Here is a 25,324-nt window from a genome sequence, read left to right as displayed (position 1 = left end):
TTCCGCGGCATCTGCCGCAAAGGGAGTTTCAAGAATGAATAAAACCGAATTGATCGATGGCGTTGCCGCTGCTGCTGACATCTCCAAGGCTGAAGCCGGCCGTGCTGTCGACGCGGTTGTGAGCGAAATCACCAAGGCGCTGAAGAAGGGCGACGCTGTCACCCTCGTTGGCTTCGGCACCTTCCAGGTCCGCGAGCGCGCTGAGCGTACCGGCCGCAATCCGAAGACGGGCGACAGCATCAAGATCGCTGCTTCGAAGAATCCTGCATTCAAGGCTGGCAAAGCCCTGAAGGATGCAGTAAACTAATCGACTCGCTAGGGTGCTTAGCTCAGCGGTAGAGCGTCTCCCTTACACGGAGAGGGTCGGGGGTTCGAAACCCTCAGCACCCACCAGATAAGCACCAGGCAAAAGTTTCAAGCGCGGAGCGGTAGTTCAGCTGGTTAGAATGCTGGCCTGTCACGCCGGAGGTCGCGGGTTCGAGTCCCGTCCGCTCCGCCAGTTACACCGAAGCCCCTGAGCGATTGGGGGCTTCGTTTTCTCTACAGCATTTGCATTGCGCGGATGTCGTGGAGAGAAGATGTCCAAGTTTAAAGCGGAGCGGTAGTTCAGCTGGTTAGAATGCTGGCCTGTCACGCCGGAGGTCGCGGGTTCGAGTCCCGTCCGCTCCGCCAGTTTTTCCAAGCCCTCGGCCTTGTGTCGGGGGCTTTTTTTTTGGCCGAGGTCACTGCGTTCCGTTGGTAACCGGACAAGCGGCTGGCGCTACGGTGGTGTCGGGCTGGGTGCCCGGCTGCGAAGCGCGTTACACTGCGCGGCTCGCCCACAGGCCGTGATTTGCCAATGCTGCAGAAACTTCGCGACAAGACGTCAGGCTGGATCGCTACCGCCATCCTGGGGTTGCTGATGATTCCGTTCCTGTTCGTCATCGACAACAGCTACCTTGGCGGCATTGGCGCCAACAACGTGGCCAAGGTGCAGGCACCCCCGACATGGTGGAAGTCCGCACCGTCATGGTGGCCGGTCTCGCTGCTGTGGCAGCACCATGAGATCAGCACGCAGGATTTCCGTGCGCGCTTCGAACAATCGCGTATGCAGGAACGTCAGCGCCAGGGCGAGAATTTCGACCCGCGTCAGTTCGAATCGCGCGAGAACAAACTGCAGGTGCTCGATCAGTTGGTCGACGAGCAGGTCGTGCGTTTGGGTGCGGAAGATGCGGGAATCGTGATCGGTGATGTCACCGTGCGCGATTACATCGCCAATATTCCGGCCTTCCAGATCGATGGCAAGTTCAGCCCCGATCAGTATCGCGCAGCGCTTGCGCAGGGCACCCCGCCGCGCACGCCTGCGCAGTTCGACGCGCTGGTGCGCGATAGCTTGCAGCAGTCGGTGATTCCGCAAGCGGTGGCCGAATCGGGCTTTGCGACCAAGAGTGAATTCGAGCGCCTGCTCACCTTGATGGGCGAGACGCGCGATGTCGAGTTGGCGATGCTGCCGGAGCCGACCGCCGATACCGCGCCGGTCAGCGATGCACAGATCAAGCAGTGGTACGACGGGCATCCGCAGGATTTCCGCCAGCCGGAAACTGTGACGATCGAATACGTCGAGCTCAATGCAGCTACCTTGCCGCCCGCCACCGCGGCTGACGAAGCAACGCTGCGTAAACGCTATGAAGAAGAGAAGGCACGGTTTGTCGAGCCGGATCAGCGTCTGGCATCGCACATCCTGATCAGTGCCGGCAGCGATGCCGCTGCGCAGAAGGCCGCTGAAGAAAAAGCGGCCAAGCTGGCTGCCGAGGCCAAGCAGCCGGGCGCGGACTTTGCTGCGCTGGCCAAGGCCAACTCGCAGGACCCGGGTTCCAAGGACGCCGGTGGCGATCTGAGCTGGGTCGAGAAGGGCACGATGGTCAAGCCGTTCGAAGACGCGCTGTTCGCGATGAAGGCAGGCGATGTGGTCGGCCCGATCAAGACCGAGTTTGGCTACCACGTGATTCAGTTGCGTGAGGTCAAGGGTGGGCAGGGCAAGTCGTTCGAGCAGGTGCGTGACCAATTGGCTGCCGAGCAGCTCAAGGCCGACGCCGACAAGGCGTTTGCCGACCTGAGCGGCAAGCTCGTCGACCAGGTCTACAAAAACCCCACCGCGCTGGAGCCGGCGGCCAAGCAGGTCGGCCTGCCGGTGCAGACGCTGGGCCCGTTCTCCCGAACTGATGCCAGCGGCATTGCCGCCAACCCGGCGGTGCTGCGCTCGGCGTTCTCCGAGACGCTGGTGCAGGACGGTACGGTGAGCGACCCGATCACCATTGCGCCCAATCACAGCGTGGTGTTGCGCGTGACCAATCACACCGCCGAACAGACACTGCCGCTGGACAAGGTGCGCGAGAAGGTGATTGCCGCAGTGAATGCGGACCGCACCAAGAAATCTGCGGTGGCTGCGGCCGACGCGCTGCTTGCGCGTGTGCAGAAGGGTGAAACCCTGCAATCGCTCGCGGCGGCCGAAAAGCTGCAGGTCACGCCGATTCCGGGGCTGCCGCGCACCGCGCCGGTGCCGACGCCCGCCGCCAATCGCGCGATCTTCAGCGCCCCGCGCCCGACCGAAGGCAAGCCGTCGGTTGGCAAGGTTGAGCTCACTGGCGGGCGTTATGCGGTGTTCGTGGTGAGTAAATCGACCCCGGGCGATCTTAAGCAGATGCCGGCCGAGCAGCAGACCATGCTGCGCGAGCAGCTGAGTCAGATCGACGGCGGCAATGCGGCGCAGGCCTACGTCAAGGAAATGCGCAAGCGCTACAAGATCCAGATCGAAGAAGCGCAGCTGTAAGCCCTTCTGATATCGATAAAACGGAAAAGCCCGGCATCACCGGGCTTTTCTTTGGCCGAGATACGGAGCCATTGTGGCTTGGTGGTCTGTTGTTTGGTGAGCGCGACGGTTGTGGACAGGGGTGTGGGCAGGCGCGTGGTACGACCGTGCGCTGTAGCGATCTGCTGGAGGTGGTAATGAGCAAGCGTGCAGAAGCTGCTCGATTGGTCTCAACTCCTGGTGCGCTAGGCGGAGCACCGGAGCCCGCTTGTGTGCCGACGGGTGACCGCGATTGTGGCGGACCAGCGTCGCCGAACTGTCGCTAGCCCTGTACGCGGTGTACTCATGAAATGAGTTCTGCAGTAACGCGTGGGTCTAGCCTGACGATGGAGTGGCGCAGAGCACCGCTTGGCGATTCACCTGCGGAGACCGTTGGTTTGATTTGCATCCGCCGAGTAGGCGAAGTGGAGAGCAGCCACACGTGATTGCTGACTCCGGGCGACAGATGCTCGTGCTCAAACAAACCGGCCGATCGGATATATCTGCGAAGGCTTACATGACGTGTGTGATTCTCGCTGTCGCTGTAGATCTGGTTTTGCATGCATTTGCTCTGCTAATCGACGCCGATCGGCCGCCGCGACACCACAGGCTCTGCTCCGGCCTTGCCGTTTGCTCTTGCTCCTGCTTCACCCGGTCGCCTTAAAGCGAGCCGAGCACCGCAGCTGCGCGCGGCCGAAGAGGCGCCCTTGTCTGAGCGCAGCGAGTTTGGGCGCCGTGCCGCGCGTGGCGAGGAGCGCGGGGCACCGGTGCGGCTTCACCGCACCGGATTGCGTCGGCGACAGCGGTTTTGGTTCCTTTTGCCAAGACAAAAGGAACTCGCGCCACAGGCGCGAAAGCTCTGCACTTGCCTGCTTCACGCTTCGCACTCCTGCTGCAGTGGAGGGTGCCCAACCGCTCGTCACCACTCAAAAGTACAGACGCCGAAATCTCATCCGCCTCCTGTGCCTCTCCCGGGAAGGAACTGGATGCGTGCATGAGCGGAGCGAGTCTAGACACCGCGCCAAGTACAGCGCGCCAGCGTAGCGATCACCGGATCGACGTACGTCGGCGAAAGCGGCTTGGTGGCTGTCACCTAGACAAAGAACTCGCGACGCATGCGCGAACGCCTCGCACTTGGTGTGCTCCGTGCTTTGTTCCCCATGTGCTGGGATGGGCGCCCCAAGCCAAGCGTCACGCCCCGGCCAGTGTGAGCAACTTTGCACGCATCGGCCCTTCGGCCGCGTTCTCCCGACGACGGATCACTGCGCAGGAAAGCTCGGCCGCAGGCAAATAATTGCTCAAGGAATAGCGGGGCCGCGCAAAGCGCCTTTGTCGCCGCAGGCTCTCAAACGCGATGCCCGGAAAATGCTGCAGCTTTGCAGTCGCGCGGCGCAGCGCACACCGAGCAATCACCGGCGAGTCACCGCAAGCGCAGCTGATGGCTCAGGGCGAATCTTCGAACGACAGCACCATGCCCGGCTTCAACACCGCGCGCTTGTCCAGGCCATTGCTGGCGAGCAGCGTGGTGACCGTGATTCCGTAGCGCTTGGCGATGGCCCACGCGGACTCGCCATTACGCACGGTGTGCGTGCGCGCGCTGTTGCGCTTGGAGGTCTGGACGCTGGCCACCGCAGTGGCACCGCCGCCCTCATCCGCATCTGCAGCGCGATCAGCCAGGGCGACAACAGCGCCAGCGGACCCGGGTTGTGCCGGCGCGATCGGCGCCAGCACATGCACGCCACGCGGCGCTGCACGGGCGCTGGCCACTGCCGGATTGAGGCGGGCAAGCAGTTGCGGTTCCAGTGCGCGCTGCCCAGCCCAGGTGGTGAGGCTGGTGCCGGCCGGCAATGCGTGCTCGGTCAGCACCGGCACCGGGCGATCCAGCGACGTCATCAAGGTCCCTTGCTCCTGCGCATGGTCAAGCACGCACGCCAGCGCGTGCAGCTTTTCCACGTATTCGTAGGTGACCTTGGACATGCCCGGCAATTCGGCCGGACGGGCGTTCTGCGCATTCATGCCAGCGCTGCGCATGGCCTGCAAGACGCGGTATTCACCAGCGTTGTAGGCCATGAGCGCCAGGCGCCAGTCGCCGCCGAACATGCCGTACAGGGTTTTGAGATAGCGCACTGCCGCGGTGGTGGAATCCACCGCCGACAGGCGGCCGTCGTACTGGGCACCGACCGGTACGTGGTGATTGCGCGCGGTGGTGGCGATGAACTGCCACAGGCCTGCCGGGCCGCTGCCGTTGCGTGCGCCGGGCCGGTAGCCGCTTTCCACGAAGGGAATCAGGGCGAATTCGGTGGGCATGTCGGCTTCGCGCAGCTGGTCGACCACGTAGCCAAACAGCGGGAGAACGTCCTGCCCATCATCGGCCAGGCGGGCCGGCGCACGGGAGAAGTGCTGCTCCCAACGCCGATCGCTGTGCTCGGTATCGCAGCCCGGGTCGGCACGCCCTTCCAGGAAGGAGGCAAAGATGTCCCGGCCGTTGCGTACGGCCGGTGCTGGGCTGCTGACGGTGGCAGAGGTGCTTGACCCGCTGGCGGAGCCGGCGACCGGTGCGGCGGCCAACAGCGCGGCCAACACACCCAGAAGCAGGCGCCTCATGCGCGAAATACGTCTTTCCAGCGCCGAAGTTCGGCAAATACGTCTACATCGCTCGTTATCGAAATGCTTGCGTGTGCGGTGACCGCGGCGCGAATTTCGGGAGTATGCAGACGCAGGAACGGATTGGTGGCCAGTTCACTCTTGAGCGAAATCGGCAGGGTAGGACGGGCTGCATGACGCATTGCCTGGGCTTCCTGTTGACGGCGCTGCAAGGCAGCGTTGGTGGGATCGACGTGCAGCGCGAAGGCCGCATTGGCCAAGGTGTACTCGTGGCCGCAACACACAAGCGTCTCGCCTGGCAGGGAGGCCAGACGCTGCAAGGCGTCGAACATCTGTGGGGGCGTACCTTCGAACATCCGCCCACAGCCTAGGCTGAACAGGGTATCACCACTGAACAGGTGCCCGTCACCCACATAGGCGACATGGCTGCGGGTATGGCCGGGGACATCCAGCACCGCAAAGTCGATATCCAGGGCCGTCACAGTGTCGCCGTGGGCGACGTGGCGGGTGGCCGCAGGCATGCGTTCGTCGTCCGGCCCGTACAGTTCCAGCGCCGGAAAATGCTGCTGCAGCTCCGCCACACCGCCGATATGGTCGGCATGGTGGTGGGTCAGCAGGGCGGCCACCGGAGTGAAGCCCTCGCGCTGCGCGGCCTCCAGCACCGGCGCTGCCTGGCCAGGGTCGACGATCACTGCACGGCCATCATCGGCGACCAGGGCCCAGATGTAGTTGTCGTCGAATGCGGGCAGGGCGGTGAGTCGCATAGAATTGGGACCATGCCTGCCACGCCGTTCTCCCGTCAAGCTGGTGTCTCATCCTGGTTTGAAACGGGTGGAGGCCGCCGCCTGCTCCAGCTGGAGCGCCAATTGGCGCTCACGGCGCTGCAGACGCGCCCGTCGCAGCCTTGGCTGTGGGTCACTCCGACCACTGATCTGCCACCGCGCGACGCCCTGCAGGGGCGTGGCTTGCGGCTGTATCGCAGCGGTAGTCGCTTTGGCGGCGACGCGCGCTGTGCGCTGCCGTTCCCGTTACCGGCCGAGAGCCTGCAGGCCATCGTGGTGCAGCATGCGGTGGTCAATGGGGCGGCGGAGTTCCTGGCCGAATGCGAGCGGGTGCTGATGCCGGGTGGGCGGCTGTGGTTGTTCACGCTCAACCCGCTGAGCCCGTACCGGTTCCGCTGGGCGCGTCGTGGCCCGGTGGCGTTGCGCCCGGATCGGTGGCGGCTGCTGGCGCAGCGGGCCGGGCTGCAATGCGTGGACAAGGAGCGGTATCTGGGGCCGATCTGGGGCCCCGGCCGCGGCTCCACCGATCCGAGCCGTGCGCCCTGGCGTGCGGTGTATCTCCTCGAAGTGGAAAAGCGTGCCGCAGCGCCGATCGGTCCGACGCCGATCGCCCTGCCGTCGCGTTGGCCGCAGCCTGTGGCCACGATCTGACATCGCAATCCAAATTAGGTCCTGATGAAATCCATTGAAGTCCATACCGACGGCTCCTGCCTCGGCAATCCCGGGCCGGGCGGCTGGGCCGCCCTGCTGCGTTACAACGGTCGCGAGAAGGAATTGGCCGGCGGCGAAGCCAATTCCACCAACAACCGCATGGAGCTGATGGCGGCGATCATGGCGCTGGAAACGCTCACCGAGCCGTGCCAGATCCTGCTGCACACCGATTCGCAATACGTCCGCCAGGGCATCACCGAGTGGATGCCTGGCTGGGCGCGGCGCGGCTGGAAGACGTCCGGCGGCGACCCTGTCAAGAACCGCGAGCTGTGGGAGCGGCTGCACGCGGCCACCCAGCGCCACACCATCGAATGGCGCTGGGTGAAAGGCCACAATGGCGACCCGGACAACGAGCGCGTCGACGTGCTTGCCCGCAATCAGGCCATCGCCCAGCGCGGTGGCCTCGCAACATCGTAAGAGGACGCATGCGTCAGATCATTCTCGATACCGAAACCACCGGCCTGGAATGGCGCAAGGGCAACCGCGTCGTCGAAATCGGTGCGGTGGAACTGCTGGAGCGCCGCCCGAGCGGTAATAACTTCCATCGTTATCTGCGGCCGGACTGCGACTTCGAGCCCGGCGCGCAGGAAGTCACCGGGCTGACCCTGGAATTTCTGGCGGACAAGCCGGTGTTTGCCGAAGTGGTGGAGGAGTTTCTGGCCTACATCGACGGCGCCGAACTGATCATCCACAACGCCGCGTTCGACCTGGGTTTCCTGGACAACGAACTGTCGCTGCTGGGCGATCAGTTTGGCCGCATCATCGACCGCGCCACCGTGGTCGATACCTTGATGATGGCGCGCGAGCGTTATCCCGGTCAGCGCAACTCGCTGGACGCATTGTGCAAACGGCTGGGCGTGGACAACTCGCACCGGCAGTTGCATGGCGCCTTGCTCGATGCGCAGATCCTGGCCGATGTCTACATCGCGCTGACCTCCGGGCAGGAAGAGATCGGCTTCGGCGCGATGGATGCCGGCCAGCATGCCGAAGGCGGCGAGGGCATGATCGCGTTCGATCCGTCGCTGTTGCTGCCGCGCCCACGCGTGGTGGTGACGCCCTCGGAGCTGCAGGCGCACGAGGCGCGTCTGGAGCGGCTGCGCAAGAAGGCCGGGCGTGCGCTGTGGGATGCGCCGGAGTTGGACGAGGTCGCGGTCGCCAGTTAAGGCGACGCTGAAGGACGCGCTGCCCGCGCAGTCAGTGACTGCGCACCAGGATGGCGGTGATGTTGTCCGAGCCGCCGCCATCGAGTGCGGCGGCGACCAGGCATTCCACGCATTCCTGGGCACTGCAATCGGCCTGCGACAGCGTTGCGGCGATCGCGGTGTCGTCCACTTCTTCGGTCAACCCATCGCTGCATAACAGCAGCTGCATGCCCGACTTGAGCTCGCCCTGCATGGTGGCGACATTGAGATGGGCCGGGTCGGTGACGCCGAGCGCCTGGGTGACGACATTGCGATGCGGATGCGCGCGCGCCTGCTCGCTGGTCAATGTGCCCTGGGCGATCAGTTCCTGCACATAACTGTGGTCCTGGCTCAGTTGCGCCAGCCGGCCGTCACGCCACAGGTAGGCGCGGCTGTCGCCCACCCAGGCCACTTCGAAACGCTGCCCGAGCACGCGTGCGGCCACCACGGTGGTGCCCATCGGCAGGGTGTCGTTGCAGCGGCGCGAGGTCTTGATGATTTCCTCGTCGGCGATGCGCACCGCCTGGGCCAGCGGCGTACCGGCACGCACTTCGCGCACGATGGTTTCGCGCGCCAACGCACTGGCCACCTCGCCGCAGGCGTGGCCGCCCATGCCGTCTGCCACCAGCCACAGCCCCAGCTCGCTGTCGCCATAGTACGTATCCTCGTTGAGGTCACGGCGCAGGCCCACGTGGGTGAGGTGTCCGAATTCGAGCATGGTGCGGGGTCGCCAGGATGAGAGGTGCCGCACCATCATCGCGGCCCCGCAGGCGGCGGGCAACCGATGGGGCGCAATGGCCGCGGCGGATGTTCACGCCGGCCCTGCCACTGCGGTCTCTGCGGGAGGCCGCGCCCGCTTGTGGCAAACCGCGTGTGCCCGTATGATGCACGACCCCGGGACACCGGGGACCATCTGGAGAGGTGGCAGAGCGGTTGAATGTACCTGACTCGAAATCAGGCAGGCGTTTATAGCGCCTCGGGGGTTCGAATCCCCCCCTCTCCGCCAGATTGCGCAAGCCCCTGAGAAATCAGGGGCTTTTTGTTAGCGTAAAAACTGGCTACAGCTGCGCAAGTCGGGACACACGACGCCCATGCGCATCCCTCATCATCTCGTTCGAGCCCCCTCCGGCCTCTGGTCGTATCGCCAGCGCGTTCCGGTCGATTTGCAGCCCGCCGTGGGTCGCCAGACCTTCAAACGCACCCTGCACACCTACGACATGCGGGAGGCGAGATTGCGCGCGCTGACCCTGGCCGCCCGCTATGCTCAGGTCTTCACTGTGTTGAGGGACCGACGCATGCAAAGCCAAGACGACGACCTGGACGCGCTCCTGGCGCGCCTGACCGGCACCCAACGCCCTCAGGAGCTGACCTTGAATCGGACGTGCTCGCCGGATGGGTCGATCACCGAGCAATGGCAGATCGACACCCCAGAGGACGTCACGCTCTTCCAGCAACTGATGGCGCTCACCGCCCCGCAGCCCAGTGCGTTGGGGGAGCTGATTCATCAGCACGTGCCGCCTCTCCCGACGCCACGGCGAACGACCAAACCCGCCGTTGAGACGATTGCCCTGGGCAAGGCCCGAGACGCCTGGCTGAACAGCCTCAAGGGCAGCACTTTGCCCAAGACCTGGACCATCAAGCGGACCGCCATCGAGCTGTTGACCGGCTTCCTGGGTGAGAAGACCAAGCTGCACACGGTCACCCGCTCGGACCTGGCCCGGTGGTATCAGGACATGCGTGACAAGGGGGCTTCGACGCCCACGCTGGCCAACAAGCAATCCTACATCGGTGGCAAAGGCGGCTTCTTCGAATGGGCCCAGGCCTCGGGCCACTATCCCCGTGGAGACAATCCCGCTTCCGGGCACGTGAGCTACTCCACCCGGGAAAAGCGCGCCCGCCGCAAGTTCGGCTTCAAAGCCTACGACGCCCACCAGGTCCAGGCCTTGTTTGCGCCGGCGGCCTTCGAAGCCTTGCCGCTGGCCGCGCGATGGGCTTCCCTCATTGGTCTGTATACCGGCGCCCGCGCCTCGGAGGTCGGCCAACTGCTGAGCGCCAACGTGATTGAGGACGGCGGTATTCCTTGTATCCAGATTTCGGATGAAGGCGAGTATCAGAAGGTGAAGACGGATGTGAGCTTGAGGACGGTGCCGGTCCACCCCGACCTGCTTGCCCTCGGGTTCCTGGACTGGGTCGAGCGGACGCGAGCCGAGGGCCAGGAGCGCTTGTTCCCGGCGGCCAAAGCCGATGCCAAGAACGGGCAGGGCAACTGGATTTCCAAAGCCTTCAGCCGGCACCTGGCCGAGGTGGGCAAGAACTGGCCCAAGGCCAAGCGCGGTTTCCACTCGCTGCGCAAAACCCTGATCCAAGAGTTGCAAGGCGCCGGCGTGGTGTCCGAGCTCCGGGCTCAGTTGGTCGGTCACGAATTGGACGACGAGCACCACGTCACTTACAGCCGGGCGTTCACAGCTCAGGAGAAGCTCAATGGTCTAGGGAGCGTCTCGCCGGGGCTGTCCGTGCTCGCCTACAGCCTCAGTCTCGACGCGCTGCTTCCTCTGCTCGAAGAGTCATCCCCCAGCAAGAAGCCAACCAGAACAAGGAAACAACCCGCATGAGCACTACTGGACTTGCACACACAAATCTTGAGTGGCCGTATTGGCCGATTGCGATACCACCCGATCAACAACGTGAGAAAGGCCGAGCGGACGGTAGCCTGGTTCGTCGCCAATAGTTCAAAAGAAACCCCGCTGGGGCGGGGTCGAGGGGCTAAGCGCCGATTAAACTTTCGGCAGGGATGCCAAGGTTTTTACGAAGGTTGCGGATCATCTCAATGGACAAGCCCCGCTTCCCGTTGAGCACCTCATACACGCGGTTTGGCTTGCCAATCGATGCGGCAAGATCCTTGGGCTCCAGCCCGGCCTGTTCCATCCTGAACTTGATTGCCTGGATCGGATCTGGCGCTTCTATGGGGAACTGCTTGGCTTCATAGGCCTCAATGAGCGTGGCCATCACGTCCAGGTATTCGCCCTCCGGACTATCGGGCGCGGGATCAGCCTCCACAAGCTTGGAAATCGACTCCAGTGCAGCTTTGTAGTGAGAGGGGGTGCGAATGGGAGTGATGTTCATGTCAGTCAAACCTCTATGGTTGCGGCGTCTATCTGATCGTATTCGGCATGCGTGCCGATAAACTTCACGTAAACAATGCCAACTCGATAAGCCACCGCCACGATCAATCGGTAATCATTGCCTTTGATGTTGAACACCACTCGGTTGTTGGCAATGATGCTTGCATTTCGGTAAGCGTTTTTGATGTCCTGCGGTGACTTCCAAGTGGCCGCCTTCGCTTCGTCATACCACGCCTTCAAGGGTTGTTCGGCTGGGGGGTTCGCCTCCCAGTAGTCCCTAAGCGTGGCAATGGCGATGACTCTCATGCCGCAATCATAGTCCCATTTTGGGACTTGTCAAGCAAGATAGGGATTGGTGTTCCCCCCTTTCTCTGATTCATCCGACGAAGTCACCTTGAGCTAAGCTACTTTGACAGAATCGCCTGTCACAGCAGAGGGAAACCGACGGTTGAAGCACACACAAGCCCGAATTGCCCGACTCGGCTTAACTGCTTCCTTATGACATAGCAGTCATCAAATTTTGACCCGTATTCAAATTTGTGAAACAGCGCTCTAAGCGAGCTCTTGCGCAGTCGCGAATTCTTGGTTGGATGAGGACTTCCCCACACACAGGAGTTTCCATGACCACCACACCCCAACAGTTCGAACTCGCTAGCCAATTGCTCGCAGCTCTGATGAGTCAGACGCTTTCTGACGAGCCCCTAGTGCGCCAGCGAAATGTTTGCAACGCCTGGTCTTCCGCTGGCGAGCTGATCATTTACAGCCAGAAGAAACCGCCAGGTGGGGGCAACGCCGCCCAATCTTTGGACCATGCTCCTCCCCAGCCCTCCCAACCGGTGCGCACCCGCGAGGCCGTCATCGTGCGAGAGTTTCCGTCGGTTGAGGAATGGCGAGCGGGGCGTAAGAACAGGGACGCACAGTTGGATCCAGTGCGCAACAAGAAGCGTCCGACCCTTCACTGAGCCGGCAGAGAGCCCGCAAACATTGAGCCCCGCACTGCGGGGCTCTTTGGTTTCAGTGGAAGCGTGGCGGCCGGGGAACGTAGGCAGTTGCGGGAGGAGCGGAAATAGCAGGGTTTGGACGAGGCTCATCGAGTTCATTCGCCATGTCGAGCTGGAGGGGATACCGCTGGAGCATGTCTCGGCTCCACACCTCCAGATGCGTTGCGCTTGCCGACGCCTCTTTCTCGCAGAGCACTTGTTCCTCCGGGGTCACTCTGGCCCTTGCATCGGCCAACTCTGCGGACCGGGCTTCGAGGGTGCTCAGTCGACGACCACGCCGCTGCTTCCATCCCCCCTGCATCCACGACGGACCGGGCTCGGGACTGTTCGCAACAAAATCATTCCATGAGTTTTCGGCCATGTGATGCAGCTTCTCCGCTCGGCGCACCGCCAATAGTCGCCGGGCGAACCTCATGGCGGCTGCCTTGAAGCGCCGCAGCCGCCGCAGCAGCTCGTTGAGGTCCGGACGCAGCCGGGCCTCGTCGGCGAAGGCAGCCACGCGTTCCCTGATCCACTGCACCAAGTCCAGGGTTGCTTGGAGCGTTTGAGCCAAGCGGGGATCCGCTTGAACAGCCACTCCCCATTCGTCGCTGGCCTCCTCCGCAAGCTCGGCGACCGAACGTGGCTCGCGGGGCGGCTTGGCCTCCTCTGCCTCCATCAGTCCCAGCCCACGGGCAATGGTCGCCATGCTGGGGGACACCTCGATGTGCCCAGCCCCGCGCCTGAGCTGCAGGGACAGCACATCAGAAGGTCGGCGAGCCTCGCGCTCGGCCTGGGCCTGGCTATGACCATCGGGCACCGGCATGGCGCGTCCTTCTTGCTCAAACACGGCGATGAGCTTTTGGAAGGTCTCCTCGTTGGTCTCTTCGATTCGACGGTTTGCGTCCGAACGCTCTGACGGCTGGCCCCGCCGGGCCAGCGCTGTGCCATTTTTTCCGACGTGCTTGGTGGGCTCCCGTGAGAGCACGGCAGCCGCGGCCAGGTCGCCACGCGCCAGAGCGTCGTCGGCTTGGACCTCAAGGCGGCGATGGTCCACCCGAATCTCAAGCGCCGCCTTTTCAAGATGGGCGTTGATGGTGGAGGCGATGAGTTCGCGCACCCATTGCACCTCGACACGTCCCGACGGGCCGCCGTCCAGTTCCTTGGTTTTGTCCGTGAGACCGTCTGGCCCCATACGACGCGTGGTGGCCAGGACGTGGACGTGCCAGTTCAAGCCGTCCTTGCTGCCAGGGCTGTGGATACTGGCCTGGGCCGCAAAGCCATAGCGTCCGACGAGCGCACGGGTGACTTCCACGGCCAAGTCGGAACGCTGGAGGTCATCGAGTTCGTGTGGCAACGCGAACTCGAACTCGCGCGCGACGGTCGAATCTTTGCGGCGCTCGGCGGCCTCCGCAGCCGGCCAGAGCTCGGCGGGGACCAGGGCCCAGTCGGGCGCGTCTTCGGGAGCAATGCAGCGCGTTTCGACCACGCCGTCCCGGCGGCGGTAGTCGTGGCGCAGGCCGGTGATTGCGTCCTCGAGCAGCAGGCCGGCACGGTAGGCGGCCGCTGCGATGGACGAATGCCCTTTGGCGCGACTAAACGTCTTGACGTTGGCGTGGTAGATGGCCATGAGGCGGCGACTCCGAAGCAGTGGGGTTGCTTGGTTTATGCCTCGGCTTTGGATTTTCGCAAGCGCCCTGGGCGCTTGGGGTTCAAGGGGCGAAGACCCTTGCGCACGTGTCACGCAGTGACACCTAGGTGCGCTCTTGCTTCTTTCTTTTAAGCCCTGTTTTTCAAGCTTTTCGATTTTCAATGCGGACGAAATTCGAGACCACCTCGGTGCTTGACGCGAGCCTTTTCCCTGCTTGACTCATTTGCACGAAGCAGGAGAAATGCATGACCGCAACGAATCACTATCGAGACCAAATCCAACGCGCCACCGAGCGCTTGGCCCAGCTGCAAGCAAGAGAGCTTTTAGCCAACCAGCGCCGCGAAGCGAAGGCCCAGGAAACGGCGAAGCGCGAAGAAATAAAAAGACGGCAGCGCGTGGCGGACCTCGTGGTTTCCACTGGTGCGCACCTGCTGGACGACGCAGAACTGGAAACGTTGCTTAGCAGCCACATGAGAAATCGTGCTGGCTCTTTTCACTAGAGCCCTCGTCATCACGGCGAGCACTTTTCAGGGACCGCCCCTGGTCATCGTCGGCCCCTGTTCCTGCTGCGCTGTTTGCTGCTGCGTCTGTTCCATCTGCTGCTGACGCACTTGGTCCTGCTTGATGACCTCAGCCTGCTGGAGGTTCTGCTGGGCCGGCTCCTGCGAGGCCTCGCGCCCATCCACGTGGGCATGGAACTGCGGCGCTTTGTCCAACCCGTGCGGGGCATAGATCGCAACGACGTTCTGAGCGCCATCGTTTCCTAAGCCTCCCGTGACCCTGTCCACTCGCTTGAGCAACGGGTCGTCCACCTGCTGCTTATAAAGCGCAGCTGAGACATTCCTGGTCTCTTCTTCGTTCCAGTTGCCCGTGCCTTTGACCCAGTCGTGGATGCGGGCATAAGTCTGATGGTCGGCATGGGCCGGGTTGTCGGCCAAAATCCGCTGCGGCTGGACATCATTTCCTGACATCAACTCAGGGCGATTGCTGTTGCCGGCGCCTAACTGCCGCACCTCCACTTGACGCACTTGTCCCTGGGAGGTATCCGCAAACCCGAACGTCTTGCCAATCCCGCCCAGGTCAATACCCGCATCTTCGGCTTGCTGGGCACTCACCCCCAACTCCTGCAGGTTGTAGCCCAACTTAGGCATCGGCTGCGCCGTGGCGTCTGCACGGTCTTTCCAAATATCAGCAGCTGCACCAATGGCGTAAGCCGTGTAGTAAGCCTGGTAGGCCGAGGTGCCCTTGTGTCCCAAGGTGTTGCCGCCCTTGTCAAAATGGCACTCGGCCACCGCCTCCACGGCAGGGCTAGCAATGCGGCCCTGCGTAAGCTGCAATCCATGCTTATCTAGCCGGACACCGGGCTCCAACTGTTCGTTGGTGACGCAAGCGGTCGTGGGGTCTAGCCGGCGGAGCAAATCTTTTTGGTTGACCTCGCCAGTGGTCGTGGCCACCCGGCTTGCTACAGAGTTCATGCTCATCAACTCTGCAAGGCCCTCGTCCCGGCGAGCGGAGGCAAGATACTCCTTGGCTATAGGAGTGACATCCACCACCGGCTCACCGTATTGGGCTCCCTCCTTGAGGGCTTGGTCGATGCCGTAGGCAAGCTTGTATCGCGATTGTTCCGCCGACTTGGCCATCAGTGCATGCCCGGTCTCGTGACCTAACACGCCCGTCAGCAAATCCACGCGATCCGATTGCTTGGTCCTTTGGAATACATCCGAGCTGACGTTGACCGTGCCCGTGCTCGCGTCGTAGTGCCCACCCTCGTTCGGACGGTTTGAGACCGACAGGTGGCGCAAGCTGCCGCTCTCGATGGCCTGGGCCATCGCAGACGCAAGATAGGGAGAGGTTTCGACGGCCTCGCGAAAGTCCCGAGCAGCCGAAGGCGGCAACCCGGCTTGCTTCTCTACCTCGCTAAGGAGCTGTTCGACACGTGGGTCAACCATCGATTGGCTCCAACTCGAAAGTCACTCTCGAAACACAGTGCGGGTCATTGCGGTTGTCTGTCTTGACGGCGATGTAGACACCAAGATTTTGACCGGCCTGCTTGTCGAACATGATCCGATGGTCGTCACCAAAACCCGGCTTGGTCATCCGAAAGCCTGCCGACAACAACGGCGCTTGCACCGCGTCCATGGTGAGTTCGCATGAACCAGGCGGAATGACTGACACTTCTATCAAATAGCCAGGGTGCTTGGCGTAAGGCTTCCAAACCGCTACCTCGTAGCCCGCCTTCTCCAAAGCGCCCCTAGCCCCATGGCGTCGCCCCTTGGCATCGGGGGGCAACTTCAATCCCGTGGCCTGCTCAACGGCTTCGGGGGCCGTGTCGGCTTGGGAGCGAAGAGCCTGTGCCAACTGAGCTATGACCTTGATGAGTGCGGGGGCAGTCAACGTGGGCCCCGGCTGCAACTCGGGGTAGTCGTCTTCATCGACAAGCCGAGGCGTGACCTTTGCCGCGGCATCCGCCGCGATATCGGATGCCGCAGCAGCTTTGTTCTGCTCCGCCTCAATCGAGGCCTGGCTTGGTGGGTTTTGCACAGTGGTCTCCTGGGGCAAGGCCGAAGGTTGAGCGCACGCCACCAGTCCCGAAGTCAAAACCCCTGCGGCCAATGTCATGACCAAGGCACAGGAGAGGGGGCGTCCGTTGCGGCTGAAGTCCATAAGCCAGCTCATGTAAAGAGTTGGGAGGCTCAGTCTATCCGCACAGTGGCCCAGCAGGTCAAACGTGAGAATTGTCGGACGCACCCCATGGTTGTGTGACAAATCTCCCGGTATAGCGAGGCGCTCGTGGGCCACGTTTCGATCGCTGGGCTACATTGAGTGAAATGCTTCCATTGATGCGCTCATGTCCCAAGCAAGCCGCAATCTCGACTCAGCAGCCACCGACGCCAACACGCCTTGGATCACCGCTGACCAGGTGTTGCCTCTTACGCGCCTGGAAGGCGGAAAGCTACCACTCCGAGTAGCCGGGGAGAGCCAAGAAACTCATGCCATGGAAACAGTTCTGCTATGGGGTTTTTGAGCCTTATCCCGGCACCGAGTTGAGCTTCAGGATTCCCGTGGATGAGCAACCTTCGGATTTTTTGTGGGTGCTGGCATGACGCTGCGAAAGCGTCGCGTGGGGTGAGCGACGTTCGACCCCGCGTTCGTCAAAGTAGCATTACAACTGAACATTTCTCGCCCTAGGCCCATCCCTCATTGGGGTGTCAGAAACTTCTGACATAGGACACTCAAGGAAATTTTTTGAACATGCCAAGATCGGACAAATCCAGAACTTTCTAAAAAAAAAGTAGCCGTCAAGTGTGACCGAGCTCTACCTTCAGAAATCACGACTGGATTAAGGTTTGACGACAGGAAGTGACGGGTGTGACCCTGATATAGCAGGGGACCGAAAAGGAGTTTTTGATGATTAAGACGATTGCGATGTTCGGCAGCCTGATGCTCGCAGGATTTATTGGACAAGCCACTGCAAATGAGATCCACTTCTGTGATTCCTGCACACAGGCCCAGCGAGGAGCGCTTGCAAATCAGCTGACTTCTGGTCTCGGTCAAGCCTACATCGGTGACCGCATGACTGGCGTTCCCTACCTCTACACGGTCAATACGGTAAACGGACCCGTCTCTGTGGCCCCGCCCGGGATTCAAGAGCGACCTGTGGCACAGGCAGATGTCGACCAGTTCGCCATCTACTCATCCGTATATCGGAGCTACGGAAACATCGGCACGCTCAACGTGAAGATCGACCTAGCTAATGGAACTGTCACACCCAACTCAGCCAGGAAGATGGCTGCACCTGCAGCAGACCAATCAGCAGCATTCGCCAGTGCATTTGACGTGCGTCGGGAAGGTGCAACGCGTCAACAGGTCATACAGTGGCTTGAAGCAAACGATTGGCAAGTGCCTAACACCGGTGAAAATTTCATTTTCTTCATCCAACAGGTTCTGTCCAACGCCTACAAGTGGAGGAGCTCGGAGGATTACAGCATTCGCATCGACACCACGTTCAACGACAAAAGCAGGGCGATTTTCGCCTACGATTCCGCCAAGCGAGCCATTGTTTACGTTGAAGCCTACGATTCCGCTGGCAATCTCATTGGGACTTCTAGCAGCGAGCCTATCAACGTCGATTACAGTTCCTACGAGAGCCCGGACGCATCATCTCGACCTGACTACCAGCGCGGGATAGACTGGCTCACATCAAGCGGCGCAGCGACCATTTCTGGAGGCACAGTGAGCGTAGGTAGCGGAACCGTCCTTGTCGGCGATGTGGTCCAAGTCAAGTAATGAGCACAGTCCGTATCAAGGAGCGCAGGCTTAGCCTGCGCTCCCGTGAAGCAGTTCTGCTCCTTGGCACGCTGACTTGCTCGGCGCTCTTTCTGTTGACTCGAAACCAGGTTGGGTTGCTTGGCTACGCAGTAGCCCCAATTCTGCTGTTAGCATTTTTTGTGCTGCAAGCGGATTTAGCTTGGCGTGGACACAAAAAAGCAGGTGCGGCCTTCGCCATCGCTGCGGCGGCTTGGCTGACGTTTTCAGTCGTTGCCGCCTACGCTTTCTCTGGTTTCGGGCGAGCGCCGTTTTTCTTGGACACTTGGCTTAAAGCGCTTCTCGGAGCAGGCTTCTTTGCTGCTCTCTTTTCTCTGTCTGTGCTGCTCGCCAGGAAGCAGTCGGTGAATCTCTACTGGTATTTGGGTGGAAGCTTGGCGGTAGCAACAGCTGCGGCAGCAATTCACCCTGGCAACTCCGGGGCAATCGAAGTCCAATGCGAAAGAGGCAGCTGTGCTGCTGGCGCTATCGCCTTTTGGCCTGGCGCATCCCGAGCCTCGGATGGCAAGCGGCCTGTTTCCGTTGTCCTTCCTCAATCCGACAGCAAAGCGCGGTAGACCTTTGTCAAGCCGAAATGCTTACCTTCTCCAACATCTTGGACTGAGAGATTAGGGTTCAACAGGTAGGTGACGTAGGTGCTTATTGAGCATCCATCCAACGAAGAATCCTCCTTCTTCATCGACTGACTGCACGCACCGCCACTTCCCTGCCGCCTCCAAAACTTGGACTTCATCTCCCTTCACCAGATGACCAGTCACGTGGCCCAACCAATGATCGCGCATCGGCGAGCGTGACTTTGAGCGACTCAGCTGGGCTTTGATGCTGCTCCAAACATTGAGCGATCTGGACCTGATGTTCTTGACGAATAAGCGATACCAATTCCGCGTGGTCCTCGTCTTTGCCCTGCATTCCTGGCAATCGTCGCGCCATCGGTGTCGCGCCCTATCGAATGTCAGAAAGTTCCGATCCAGGTATATCGCTGCTTTTAATATAAATTCAGACTAACAATAATAGGATAACATTTAACTTAAATTCATTTTAAAAATCGAGCGATAAGCTCATTTAGTTAGCTTATTTACTGCAAACAGTACGCAATTGACTGCGATAAATCGACACAAAATTCTCTGAAACCCTTTGTTTACAAGGCTTCTCGCCGGATAACGAATTGGCGGATCCGGGAAGCACCCCAGAGGGAACACCCCAACACCTGAGGACTGCGCCGCCACCGCAGATTTTTGTATCGCCCCCGTTGACGAATTTTCGTCCTGTCATATCCCTACTTCCATCTTTCGATGGAAGTGACCCATGACCAGCAACCCCTCCGCAGCACTCAACGATTACATTGCTTCGCCCTTCGGCCTCCTGCATTTGGAAGGCATCCACATTGGTCGCTACCGTATTGACCTCGCTATTATCCGAGGCCGGGAAGCCGCCATCAATCTCCAAGAATGCATCCTCGCCGCGCTCGACGAAACCGGACGGAAGAGCGGCCTGAAGAACAACACACGCTACCCCGCGCAGCTGCCCAAGGGCACACCGTCACGCCCACTGGCCAAGGAAATCGAGGACCACCTCGAAGACATGCGCCGCCGGCAGCTCGACCCGAAGACTGTGCAGTCCACAGAGCGCACGTTGAAACTGCTGCTGCTCACCTGCGGCAACATCTCGGCAGCTCGAGTCGACTATTACCACATCCAAGCGCTCTGGACGCTGCTGCGCTGGGCTCCGAGGAACTTGGTGTCGGATCCGCTGCTGAAGGACCTCTCCTTTGACGAGGCAATCGCCCTGGGTAAAGAGCAAGACGTGCCGCCGCTGGCGCCTGCCACCGAGGAGCGACACCGCCGATTTTTGGTCGCCTTCTTCAACCACTTGGTCAACGGACAAGCCATCGACGTGTCACCGATGAAGGCATTCCGAAAGCCCAAGAAGGACGACACCATCGATCCAGAAAAGGCCATCCGCCTGTTCGAAGACGAAGACCTTCAAACGATCTTTGACCCGGCCAACTTTCTGCCCTGGGCCAAGAAGCCGCAGTATTGGTGGGCGCCGATGATTGGCCTCTATACGGGGGCGCGAGTCAATGAAGTCTGCCAGTTGAAGTTGACCGACATCATCGAGGAACGCGGCATCTGGTGCATCGCCTTCCAGAAAACGTTGGACAAGGACTTGGCTGCCGACCCGAAGAAGAAGCGGCGCAGCAGGCAAAGCATGAAGGGGGCCGGCTGCATGCGCATCATCCCCATCGCTCAGCCGCTGCTGGAAGCCGGCTTCTTGGATTTCGTGGAAGACATGAAGGCCACGGGCCATGCCCGCTTGTTCCCGCTGCTCTCTGCCGGCGTGAACCGCACGACAGGCGAAACGAATGCACGTTACAGCCAGCAGTTCGTGGTGGACTTCGGGCGCTACCTGAAGACCCTCGGATTTGAAAAGGGAATCGGGTTCCATGCCTTCCGCCATACATTGGCACCCGAGCTCGATGTCAACGATGTCCCTGAGAAGCAGATTGCCTTGGTCACGGGCCACAGCACCGATTCTCGGGAGCACGTCAAGGTGCTGCGCGAGCACTACCTACATAAGCGATCGCGGGTGACGCGCAGCAAGCAAATCAGCGCACTGGAGCTGTATCAGCCCACCGTGAAACTGCCTCGCTATGAGCGAGGGCAGTTCGCAAAGTGCTTGGCTGATCCGAGCAAGTTTTACCCTTAAAAAGCCCACCGGAAGGGAATTAAGCAAGCTCAAGCATATATTCAACAAGTCCCGGCGCCTCTTCCGCCCGGGAACACCACGCCGTAAAGTTGCGTGGAACCCCTCGCACGGCTAGGACGCTTTGCAACTGTTAGGTTGAAAACCGTCTAGCCGCCTTTCGTGCCGCACTGCTTGAAGGAGGAACAGTGCACATTGACTTTATTGAAGTAGCAAACTTTCGGAAACTACTTGCCACAAGGATAGATATTGCGAAGGAATCAACGGTCTTTGTCGGCGCCAATAATAGCGGCAAGACATCAGCGATGGTTGCCTTACGACGCTTCCTTCTGGATCAGCGTGACTTCACCATCAATGACTTCACTTTGAGCCACTGGCCTGTCATCAATGAGCTCGGGAGTAATTGGGAAGCAGAGTCTGAAGACGGTGAGCCCATAGACTTCGACTGGGGCTCAATATCACCATCATTGGATGTCTGGTTGCAGGTTCCTGACAATCAGTTGCATTACGTTCAAAAGATTCTTCCAACACTTGACTGGGATGGCAGTGCTATCGGCGTGCGACTCCGTTACGAGCCGAAAAGCCCCGACGACTTCAAGCGTGAGTATCTAAATGCGAGATTGGCGACGAAAAAAGTAATGGCATCAGCCTTGGACCCGGACGAGAGCAGTGAAGACCCCTTCTCTCTATGGCCAAAGTCGATGATTGAGTTCCTGTCGCGACGGCTCCGGTCGGTGTTTGAGGTCAAGGCCTATCTACTGGATCCAGCAATGCTGGATGACCCAGAAGATGGATTCGCAAATCCTCAGGCGCTACCGACTGATAGCGAACCGCTCGAAGGCGACCCCTTCAAGGGCCTGATACGCATTGACGAGATCAGCGCTCAGCGTGGACTTGGATTGGCCGCGTCCAGTAATGCAGACCAAGAAGACGAGACCGTGCAGCTGGGGAAGAAGCTATCCAGTCAGCTTCGCAAGTATTACTCGCAACACCTCGACCCTTTTGACCAACCAGAAGCGAAGGATCTCCAAGCGCTGCAAGCGCTACATCAAGCAAGAGTTGCATTCGGCAAGCAACTTTCAGATTCATTTGAATCAGCGCTCAAAGAGCTGGAAACCGTTGGCTACCCAGGTTTGACAGATCCAAAGCTCAAGCACGCGGCTGATCTTCGCCCCCTTGACGCCCTCAACCATGGTTCGGCCGTTCACTACGAGGTCCCGACACACCTCGCAGAAGTTGGTTTTTCCAATCGCTTGCCCGAAGACTCAAACGGACTTGGATATCAAAATCTGGTCTCAATGGTTTTTGCGTTGATGAGCTTTCGCGACAAATGGATGCGCGTTGGGAAAGCCTCGAAGAAAATATGGGCAGACGACAATATTCCGCCGCTGCACTTAGTATTGGTGGAAGAGCCGGAGGCACATCTCCATGCTCAAGTACAACAGGTCTTTATCGCACATGCCTACGCGGTGCTTAGAAAGCATGAAAGCCTAGGCAGCTTAGCCGGCTATCACACCCAGATGGTTGTTAGCACCCACTCAAGCCATCTTGCCCACGAAGCTGAATTCACGTCCCTGCGCTACTTCCGGCGTATGCCGGTCAAAGCTATAAAAGGCTCTGTCCCCATCTCCCAGGTTGTCAACCTTTCAAGGATATTTGGCACCCAGAACGACACTACTCGCTTCGTGAAGCGCTATTTAAAAGCAACCCACTGCGACCTTTTCTTTGCTGACGGTGCGATCCTTGTGGAAGGGCCTGCTGAGAGGATAGTCGTCCCGCACATGGTGCGCTGCCGTGCGCCCTACGCGTATCTCAGGCATTGTTACATCACCTGGCTAGAAATCGGGGGCAGCCACGCGCATCGCTTACGTCCCCTTCTAACCAAACTTGGGCTCAATACGCTAATCATCACAGACTTAGACGCAAAGGCTGATGATGGAACCAAAGCCGTTCCGGCTCGATCATCAGGACAGTCTTCACGGAATCAGACGATAAAAACGTGGGCTCCTCAGGAAGAGTCCATTGATCTCTTACTAGACATGCCAGAGACATCCCTCACTGAGATGCATGACAGTGGGTTCGGCTTCCGAGTCGCCTACCAGCAGCCGGTCAAGATCGACTTTGGCGCAACCAAAAATGCAGAGGCCATTGCTAATACGTTCGAGGACGCGCTGGTATACCAAAACATCGACTTCTTCAAATCCTTGCAGGGTGGAGGTTTGGCTAAGCAAATCAGGCAGTCAATTGCTGATTCGAAAGACGTCACCGAGCTCTCTAGCAGCATCCAGAAGGCTCTGAAAAATGGCGACAAGGCAGAGTTCTCAATGACCCTATTAGAGAGCAGCGATCTGGACGAAGTGGCTCTCCCAGACTATATCGACAAGGGCCTTCTATGGCTGATTGCTAAGCTCAAGCGTAAAGAAGATGATGTTGCTGGCAAATTGCCACTTACACCAACCTCTCCAGACGATGCGGCACCGGCAACAAGTGAGGTGAAGCAATGAGGCAGGCTCAACACTCTGACAACAACGATATTGATCAGCCGGCCGACATCCTGATTGCTCAATGTCTCGATCCAACCAACCCAAAAAGCTTCTTCCTTTTCGCTGGTGCTGGGTCCGGGAAAACTCGCTCGCTCGTGGCTGCATTGGAGCACGTCCAAGTCAACTGGGGTGAGCAGCTGCGCCGCCAAGGCAAGCGAGTTGGGGTTATCACCTTCACCAATGCAGCATCCGATGAGATCAAGCGAAGGATTCAATTCGATTCCCTTTTCGACGTGCGCACAATCCATAGCTTTGCTTGGTCATTGATCGAAGGGCTTAACCAAGACATACGACATTGGCTAAGAGAAAAAATCGCTGATGACCTTGTTGACCTACGTGAAAAAGAAGCCAAGGGCCGCGCTGGAAAGGCCTCAGATGATCGCAAGTTAAGAATCGCAGCAAACACCAAAAGGCTAGAATCCCTCCCCGGGATAAAGCGCTTTATCTACAGCCCGACTGGAACCAATCGGACACGCGATGCACTGAACCATGCCGAAGTAATCCGCATTGCTGCTCACTTCTTGCAGTCCAAGCCGCGGATGCAAAGCATTTTTGCTGGGCGCTACCCAATTCTTCTTGTCGATGAGAGCCAAGACACGAATAAGAATCTGGTTGACGCACTGTTTGAAGTGGAAGCGCAGCAGACAGGTTCATTCTCGCTGGGCTTAATTGGTGACACGATGCAGCAGATTTATGCTGATGGGAAAGAGGGCTTGGGAACCGACCTGCCCCCCACTTGGGCCACGCCGGGCAAGCACATGAACCATCGCTGCCCGAAGCGCGTCGTAAGTTTGTTGAACAAAGTTCGAGGTTCTGTTGACACTCATCAGCAGCGAGCCAGAACAGATGCTAGCGAAGGCGTTGTTAGACTCTTCGTAGTTCCTTCCGCCGTCCAAGACAAGCCAGGGGTAGAGGAACGAATTGCGGACTTGATGGCTAATTTGACAGAAGATGCGAACTGGCGGCGACCCGACGCGGTAAAAACGCTGACTCTTGAGCACAGGATGGCAGCCGCTAGGCTCGGATGCTTGGAAGTGTTCGTCGCGCTGTATGAAATTGACTCAACGAGCCTGCTAAATGGCACCCAGCCTTTGGCCACGTTTTTTACGGACCAAGTTCTGCCACTGGTCAATGCGCACCAGCGCAAAGATAGATTTGCCGTGATGCGGCTACTGAAGTCGTTTTCACCTCTGTTGACGGCGGAGAAGCTTAAAGGCTGTCCTGGTCAGTCGAACCTTAGAAATGCGCAGTCGGCAGTGGACGAGCTGCTTGGTCTTTGGGCGGATGGTCAAGACCCTTCGCTTCAACAAGTTCTCGTGTGTGTTTCCGATCGCCACTTGCTCGAAATTCCTGAGCGTCTTTTGGCTTGGGTGTCCCCTTCTGATGGCGTTCTTCCCGTCCAAAAGCCTCCGGGCCAAGAAGAGGAAAGCATCGACAGTGAGCGTCAGAAACGCATTGGAGAGTTATTAGCCACTCCATTTTCGCAAGTGGGTCCTCTGGCTGAGTATCTTTCTCGAAAAGCGCGCTTTGACACACACCAAGGGGTGAAAGGATTGGAGTTTGAACGCGTCATGGTGATCATGGATGACCATGACGCGCGGGGCTTCATGTTCAAATATGAAGATCTCTTCGGGGGAAAGACAGAAGGGAAAACTCTAGAAGCAACCAGGCGGCTTTTTTACGTAACAGCTAGCCGCGCGACGGAAAGCCTGGCGCTCGTTGCCTATACGGAAGACGTTATGCGCGTCAGGAAGTTCATGCTGGACAACGACTGGTTCTGCGATGAAGAGGTGATCACGGCTATTCAATAGCTGGGAATCTGAAGTAGCTAGCTGCTAAATCTGTCAGAGCCGTTACTACTGACTCAATGAACCGGCCAACAGCAGTTGGCCGA

The 25,324-nt window shown here is 59.6% G+C and carries 20 protein-coding genes, 4 tRNA genes and 1 pseudogene; 17 read left to right on the top strand and 8 right to left on the bottom strand.

What is annotated here, in order from left to right; genetic code table 11:
* The first annotated feature begins 34 nt into the window (after nt 1-34).
* From hbs to ACCQ09_RS16490, 5 genes are all read left to right on the top strand, one after another.
* Nucleotides 35-307, top strand: coding sequence for a non-specific DNA-binding protein Hbs (gene hbs / locus ACCQ09_RS16510; RefSeq protein ID WP_002806049.1), 273 nt, complete (start codon nt 35-37; stop codon nt 305-307).
* Nucleotides 308-318: 11 nt separating this feature from the next.
* Nucleotides 319-393: transfer RNA gene (locus ACCQ09_RS16505), tRNA-Val, on the top strand.
* Nucleotides 394-422: 29 nt separating this feature from the next.
* Nucleotides 423-499, top strand: a tRNA-Asp gene (locus ACCQ09_RS16500).
* Nucleotides 500-595: 96 nt separating this feature from the next.
* Nucleotides 596-672 (top strand) — tRNA-Asp (locus tag ACCQ09_RS16495).
* A gap of 166 nt (nt 673-838) precedes the next feature.
* Nucleotides 839-2,809, top strand: a complete 1,971-nt coding sequence (locus ACCQ09_RS16490; protein WP_040941688.1) for a peptidyl-prolyl cis-trans isomerase — start codon at nt 839-841, stop codon at nt 2,807-2,809.
* Between the two features lie 1,461 nt (nt 2,810-4,270).
* Here the strand turns inward: ACCQ09_RS16490 and ACCQ09_RS16485 are convergent.
* Together ACCQ09_RS16485 and gloB are read right to left on the bottom strand one after the other, a co-directional pair.
* Entirely contained in the window at nt 4,271-5,431 is a 1,161-nt protein-coding gene (locus ACCQ09_RS16485; protein ID WP_040940582.1) for a lytic transglycosylase domain-containing protein, read from the bottom strand.
* Nucleotides 5,428-6,195 (bottom strand): hydroxyacylglutathione hydrolase, encoded by a 768-nt coding sequence (gene gloB / locus ACCQ09_RS16480; protein ID WP_040940583.1) that lies wholly within the window; start codon nt 6,193-6,195, stop codon nt 5,428-5,430. Before gloB ends, ACCQ09_RS16485 begins: the two co-directional genes overlap by 4 nt.
* Nucleotides 6,196-6,207: 12 nt before the next feature.
* On the opposite strand from gloB, the gene ACCQ09_RS16475 reads away from it, so the two are divergent.
* From ACCQ09_RS16475 to dnaQ, 3 genes are read left to right on the top strand one after another with little or no spacing between them, the layout of a single operon-like run.
* Nucleotides 6,208-6,864 (top strand): class I SAM-dependent methyltransferase, encoded by a 657-nt coding sequence (locus ACCQ09_RS16475; protein ID WP_040940584.1) that lies wholly within the window; start codon nt 6,208-6,210, stop codon nt 6,862-6,864.
* A gap of 24 nt (nt 6,865-6,888) precedes the next feature.
* Nucleotides 6,889-7,341, top strand: coding sequence for a ribonuclease HI (gene rnhA / locus ACCQ09_RS16470; protein ID WP_040940585.1), 453 nt, complete (start codon nt 6,889-6,891; stop codon nt 7,339-7,341).
* Nucleotides 7,342-7,349: 8 nt separating this feature from the next.
* On the top strand, nt 7,350-8,087 hold the full coding sequence (gene dnaQ / locus ACCQ09_RS16465) for a DNA polymerase III subunit epsilon (RefSeq protein ID WP_011036193.1): 738 nt from the start codon (nt 7,350-7,352) through the stop codon (nt 8,085-8,087).
* Nucleotides 8,088-8,118: 31 nt separating this feature from the next.
* Here the strand turns inward: dnaQ and ACCQ09_RS16460 are convergent, their stop codons facing one another.
* The gene (locus ACCQ09_RS16460; protein ID WP_014506874.1) at nt 8,119-8,823 is read right to left on the bottom strand and encodes a PP2C family protein-serine/threonine phosphatase; all 705 of its coding nucleotides are present in this window, start codon (nt 8,821-8,823) and stop codon (nt 8,119-8,121) included.
* A gap of 197 nt (nt 8,824-9,020) precedes the next feature.
* On the opposite strand from ACCQ09_RS16460, the gene ACCQ09_RS16455 reads away from it, so the two are divergent.
* Together ACCQ09_RS16455 and ACCQ09_RS16450 are read left to right on the top strand one after the other, a co-directional pair.
* Nucleotides 9,021-9,111 (top strand) — tRNA-Ser (locus tag ACCQ09_RS16455).
* Between the two features lie 85 nt (nt 9,112-9,196).
* Nucleotides 9,197-10,717 carry a site-specific integrase gene (locus ACCQ09_RS16450; protein WP_040940586.1) on the top strand — a complete coding sequence of 507 codons (1,521 nt, stop codon included), beginning with the start codon at nt 9,197-9,199 and terminating at the stop codon, nt 10,715-10,717.
* 151 nt (nt 10,718-10,868) lie between these two features.
* On the opposite strand, the gene ACCQ09_RS16445 is transcribed toward ACCQ09_RS16450, so the two are convergent.
* Nucleotides 10,869-11,228, bottom strand: a complete 360-nt coding sequence (locus ACCQ09_RS16445) for a helix-turn-helix domain-containing protein (protein WP_040940587.1) — start codon at nt 11,226-11,228, stop codon at nt 10,869-10,871.
* Nucleotides 11,229-11,233: 5 nt separating this feature from the next.
* Nucleotides 11,234-11,533: a type II toxin-antitoxin system HigB family toxin gene (locus tag ACCQ09_RS16440; protein WP_040940588.1), complete on the bottom strand. Its 300-nt coding sequence runs from the start codon at nt 11,531-11,533 to the stop codon at nt 11,234-11,236.
* A 314-nt stretch (nt 11,534-11,847) separates the two neighbouring features.
* On the opposite strand from ACCQ09_RS16440, the gene ACCQ09_RS16435 reads away from it, so the two are divergent.
* A complete protein-coding gene (locus ACCQ09_RS16435; protein ID WP_040940589.1) occupies nt 11,848-12,189 on the top strand; it encodes a hypothetical protein in 342 nt (113 codons plus the stop codon).
* A gap of 52 nt (nt 12,190-12,241) precedes the next feature.
* On the opposite strand, the gene ACCQ09_RS16430 is transcribed toward ACCQ09_RS16435, so the two are convergent.
* Nucleotides 12,242-13,837: a MobA/MobL family protein gene (locus ACCQ09_RS16430; protein ID WP_040940590.1), complete on the bottom strand. Its 1,596-nt coding sequence runs from the start codon at nt 13,835-13,837 to the stop codon at nt 12,242-12,244.
* Nucleotides 13,838-14,103: 266 nt separating this feature from the next.
* Between ACCQ09_RS16430 and ACCQ09_RS16425 the strand changes: the two genes are divergently transcribed.
* On the top strand, nt 14,104-14,358 hold the full coding sequence (locus ACCQ09_RS16425; protein ID WP_040940591.1) for a hypothetical protein: 255 nt from the start codon (nt 14,104-14,106) through the stop codon (nt 14,356-14,358).
* Between the two features lie 27 nt (nt 14,359-14,385).
* Here the strand turns inward: ACCQ09_RS16425 and ACCQ09_RS16420 are convergent.
* Nucleotides 14,386-14,802, bottom strand: a pseudogene (locus ACCQ09_RS16420) (XVIPCD domain-containing protein); the annotation flags it as partial.
* A 997-nt stretch (nt 14,803-15,799) separates the two neighbouring features.
* Nucleotides 15,800-16,522 (bottom strand): hypothetical protein, encoded by a 723-nt coding sequence (locus ACCQ09_RS16415; protein ID WP_228428153.1) that lies wholly within the window; start codon nt 16,520-16,522, stop codon nt 15,800-15,802.
* Nucleotides 16,523-17,515: 993 nt separating this feature from the next.
* Between ACCQ09_RS16415 and ACCQ09_RS16410 the strand changes: the two genes are divergently transcribed.
* The 5 genes from ACCQ09_RS16410 to ACCQ09_RS16390 all read left to right on the top strand — a co-directional run bounded on the left by ACCQ09_RS16410 (nt 17,516) and on the right by ACCQ09_RS16390 (nt 25,241).
* Complete coding sequence (locus ACCQ09_RS16410; protein WP_039516323.1) at nt 17,516-18,145, top strand: hypothetical protein; 630 nt, start codon at nt 17,516-17,518, stop codon at nt 18,143-18,145.
* Nucleotides 18,145-18,741: a hypothetical protein gene (locus tag ACCQ09_RS16405; RefSeq protein ID WP_080640147.1), complete on the top strand. Its 597-nt coding sequence runs from the start codon at nt 18,145-18,147 to the stop codon at nt 18,739-18,741. The genes ACCQ09_RS16410 and ACCQ09_RS16405 overlap by 1 nt, the downstream gene beginning before the upstream one ends.
* Nucleotides 18,742-19,489: 748 nt before the next feature.
* Nucleotides 19,490-20,890, top strand: a complete 1,401-nt coding sequence (locus tag ACCQ09_RS16400; protein ID WP_040940593.1) for a site-specific integrase — start codon at nt 19,490-19,492, stop codon at nt 20,888-20,890.
* 185 nt (nt 20,891-21,075) lie between these two features.
* Entirely contained in the window at nt 21,076-23,391 is a 2,316-nt protein-coding gene (locus tag ACCQ09_RS16395) for an AAA family ATPase (protein WP_040940594.1), read from the top strand.
* Complete coding sequence (locus ACCQ09_RS16390) at nt 23,388-25,241, top strand: UvrD-helicase domain-containing protein (RefSeq protein WP_040940595.1); 1,854 nt, start codon at nt 23,388-23,390, stop codon at nt 25,239-25,241. The genes ACCQ09_RS16395 and ACCQ09_RS16390 overlap by 4 nt, the downstream gene beginning before the upstream one ends.
* Nucleotides 25,242-25,324 lie beyond the last annotated feature (83 nt).

The sequence above is a fragment of the Xanthomonas sp. NCPPB 2586 genome, from assembly GCF_041475775.2.
GTDB lineage: Bacteria > Pseudomonadota > Gammaproteobacteria > Xanthomonadales > Xanthomonadaceae > Xanthomonas > Xanthomonas campestris.
This window is presented reverse-complemented; position numbering and strand designations above follow the sequence as displayed.

Bases quoted from the DNA above. Each gene is read 5' to 3' on its own strand.
- ACCQ09_RS16435 (WP_040940589.1), top strand. From the start codon at position 11,848: ATGACCACCACACCCCAACAGTTCGAACTCGCTAGCCAATTGCTCGCA.
- ACCQ09_RS16430 (WP_040940590.1), bottom strand. From the start codon at position 13,837: ATGGCCATCTACCACGCCAACGTCAAGACGTTTAGTCGCGCCAAAGGG.
- ACCQ09_RS16450 (WP_040940586.1), top strand. From the start codon at position 9,197: ATGCGCATCCCTCATCATCTCGTTCGAGCCCCCTCCGGCCTCTGGTCG.
- ACCQ09_RS16490 (WP_040941688.1), top strand. From the start codon at position 839: ATGCTGCAGAAACTTCGCGACAAGACGTCAGGCTGGATCGCTACCGCC.
- ACCQ09_RS16405 (WP_080640147.1), top strand. From the start codon at position 18,145: ATGAGCACAGTCCGTATCAAGGAGCGCAGGCTTAGCCTGCGCTCCCGT.
- dnaQ (WP_011036193.1), top strand. From the start codon at position 7,350: ATGCGTCAGATCATTCTCGATACCGAAACCACCGGCCTGGAATGGCGC.
- ACCQ09_RS16400 (WP_040940593.1), top strand. From the start codon at position 19,490: ATGACCAGCAACCCCTCCGCAGCACTCAACGATTACATTGCTTCGCCC.
- gloB (WP_040940583.1), bottom strand. From the start codon at position 6,195: ATGCGACTCACCGCCCTGCCCGCATTCGACGACAACTACATCTGGGCC.
- ACCQ09_RS16425 (WP_040940591.1), top strand. From the start codon at position 14,104: ATGACCGCAACGAATCACTATCGAGACCAAATCCAACGCGCCACCGAG.
- ACCQ09_RS16485 (WP_040940582.1), bottom strand. From the start codon at position 5,431: ATGAGGCGCCTGCTTCTGGGTGTGTTGGCCGCGCTGTTGGCCGCCGCA.
- ACCQ09_RS16445 (WP_040940587.1), bottom strand. From the start codon at position 11,228: ATGAACATCACTCCCATTCGCACCCCCTCTCACTACAAAGCTGCACTG.
- ACCQ09_RS16460 (WP_014506874.1), bottom strand. From the start codon at position 8,823: ATGCTCGAATTCGGACACCTCACCCACGTGGGCCTGCGCCGTGACCTC.
- ACCQ09_RS16390 (WP_040940595.1), top strand. From the start codon at position 23,388: ATGAGGCAGGCTCAACACTCTGACAACAACGATATTGATCAGCCGGCC.
- ACCQ09_RS16415 (WP_228428153.1), bottom strand. From the start codon at position 16,522: ATGGACTTCAGCCGCAACGGACGCCCCCTCTCCTGTGCCTTGGTCATG.
- hbs (WP_002806049.1), top strand. From the start codon at position 35: ATGAATAAAACCGAATTGATCGATGGCGTTGCCGCTGCTGCTGACATC.
- rnhA (WP_040940585.1), top strand. From the start codon at position 6,889: ATGAAATCCATTGAAGTCCATACCGACGGCTCCTGCCTCGGCAATCCC.
- ACCQ09_RS16475 (WP_040940584.1), top strand. From the start codon at position 6,208: ATGCCTGCCACGCCGTTCTCCCGTCAAGCTGGTGTCTCATCCTGGTTT.
- ACCQ09_RS16440 (WP_040940588.1), bottom strand. From the start codon at position 11,533: ATGAGAGTCATCGCCATTGCCACGCTTAGGGACTACTGGGAGGCGAAC.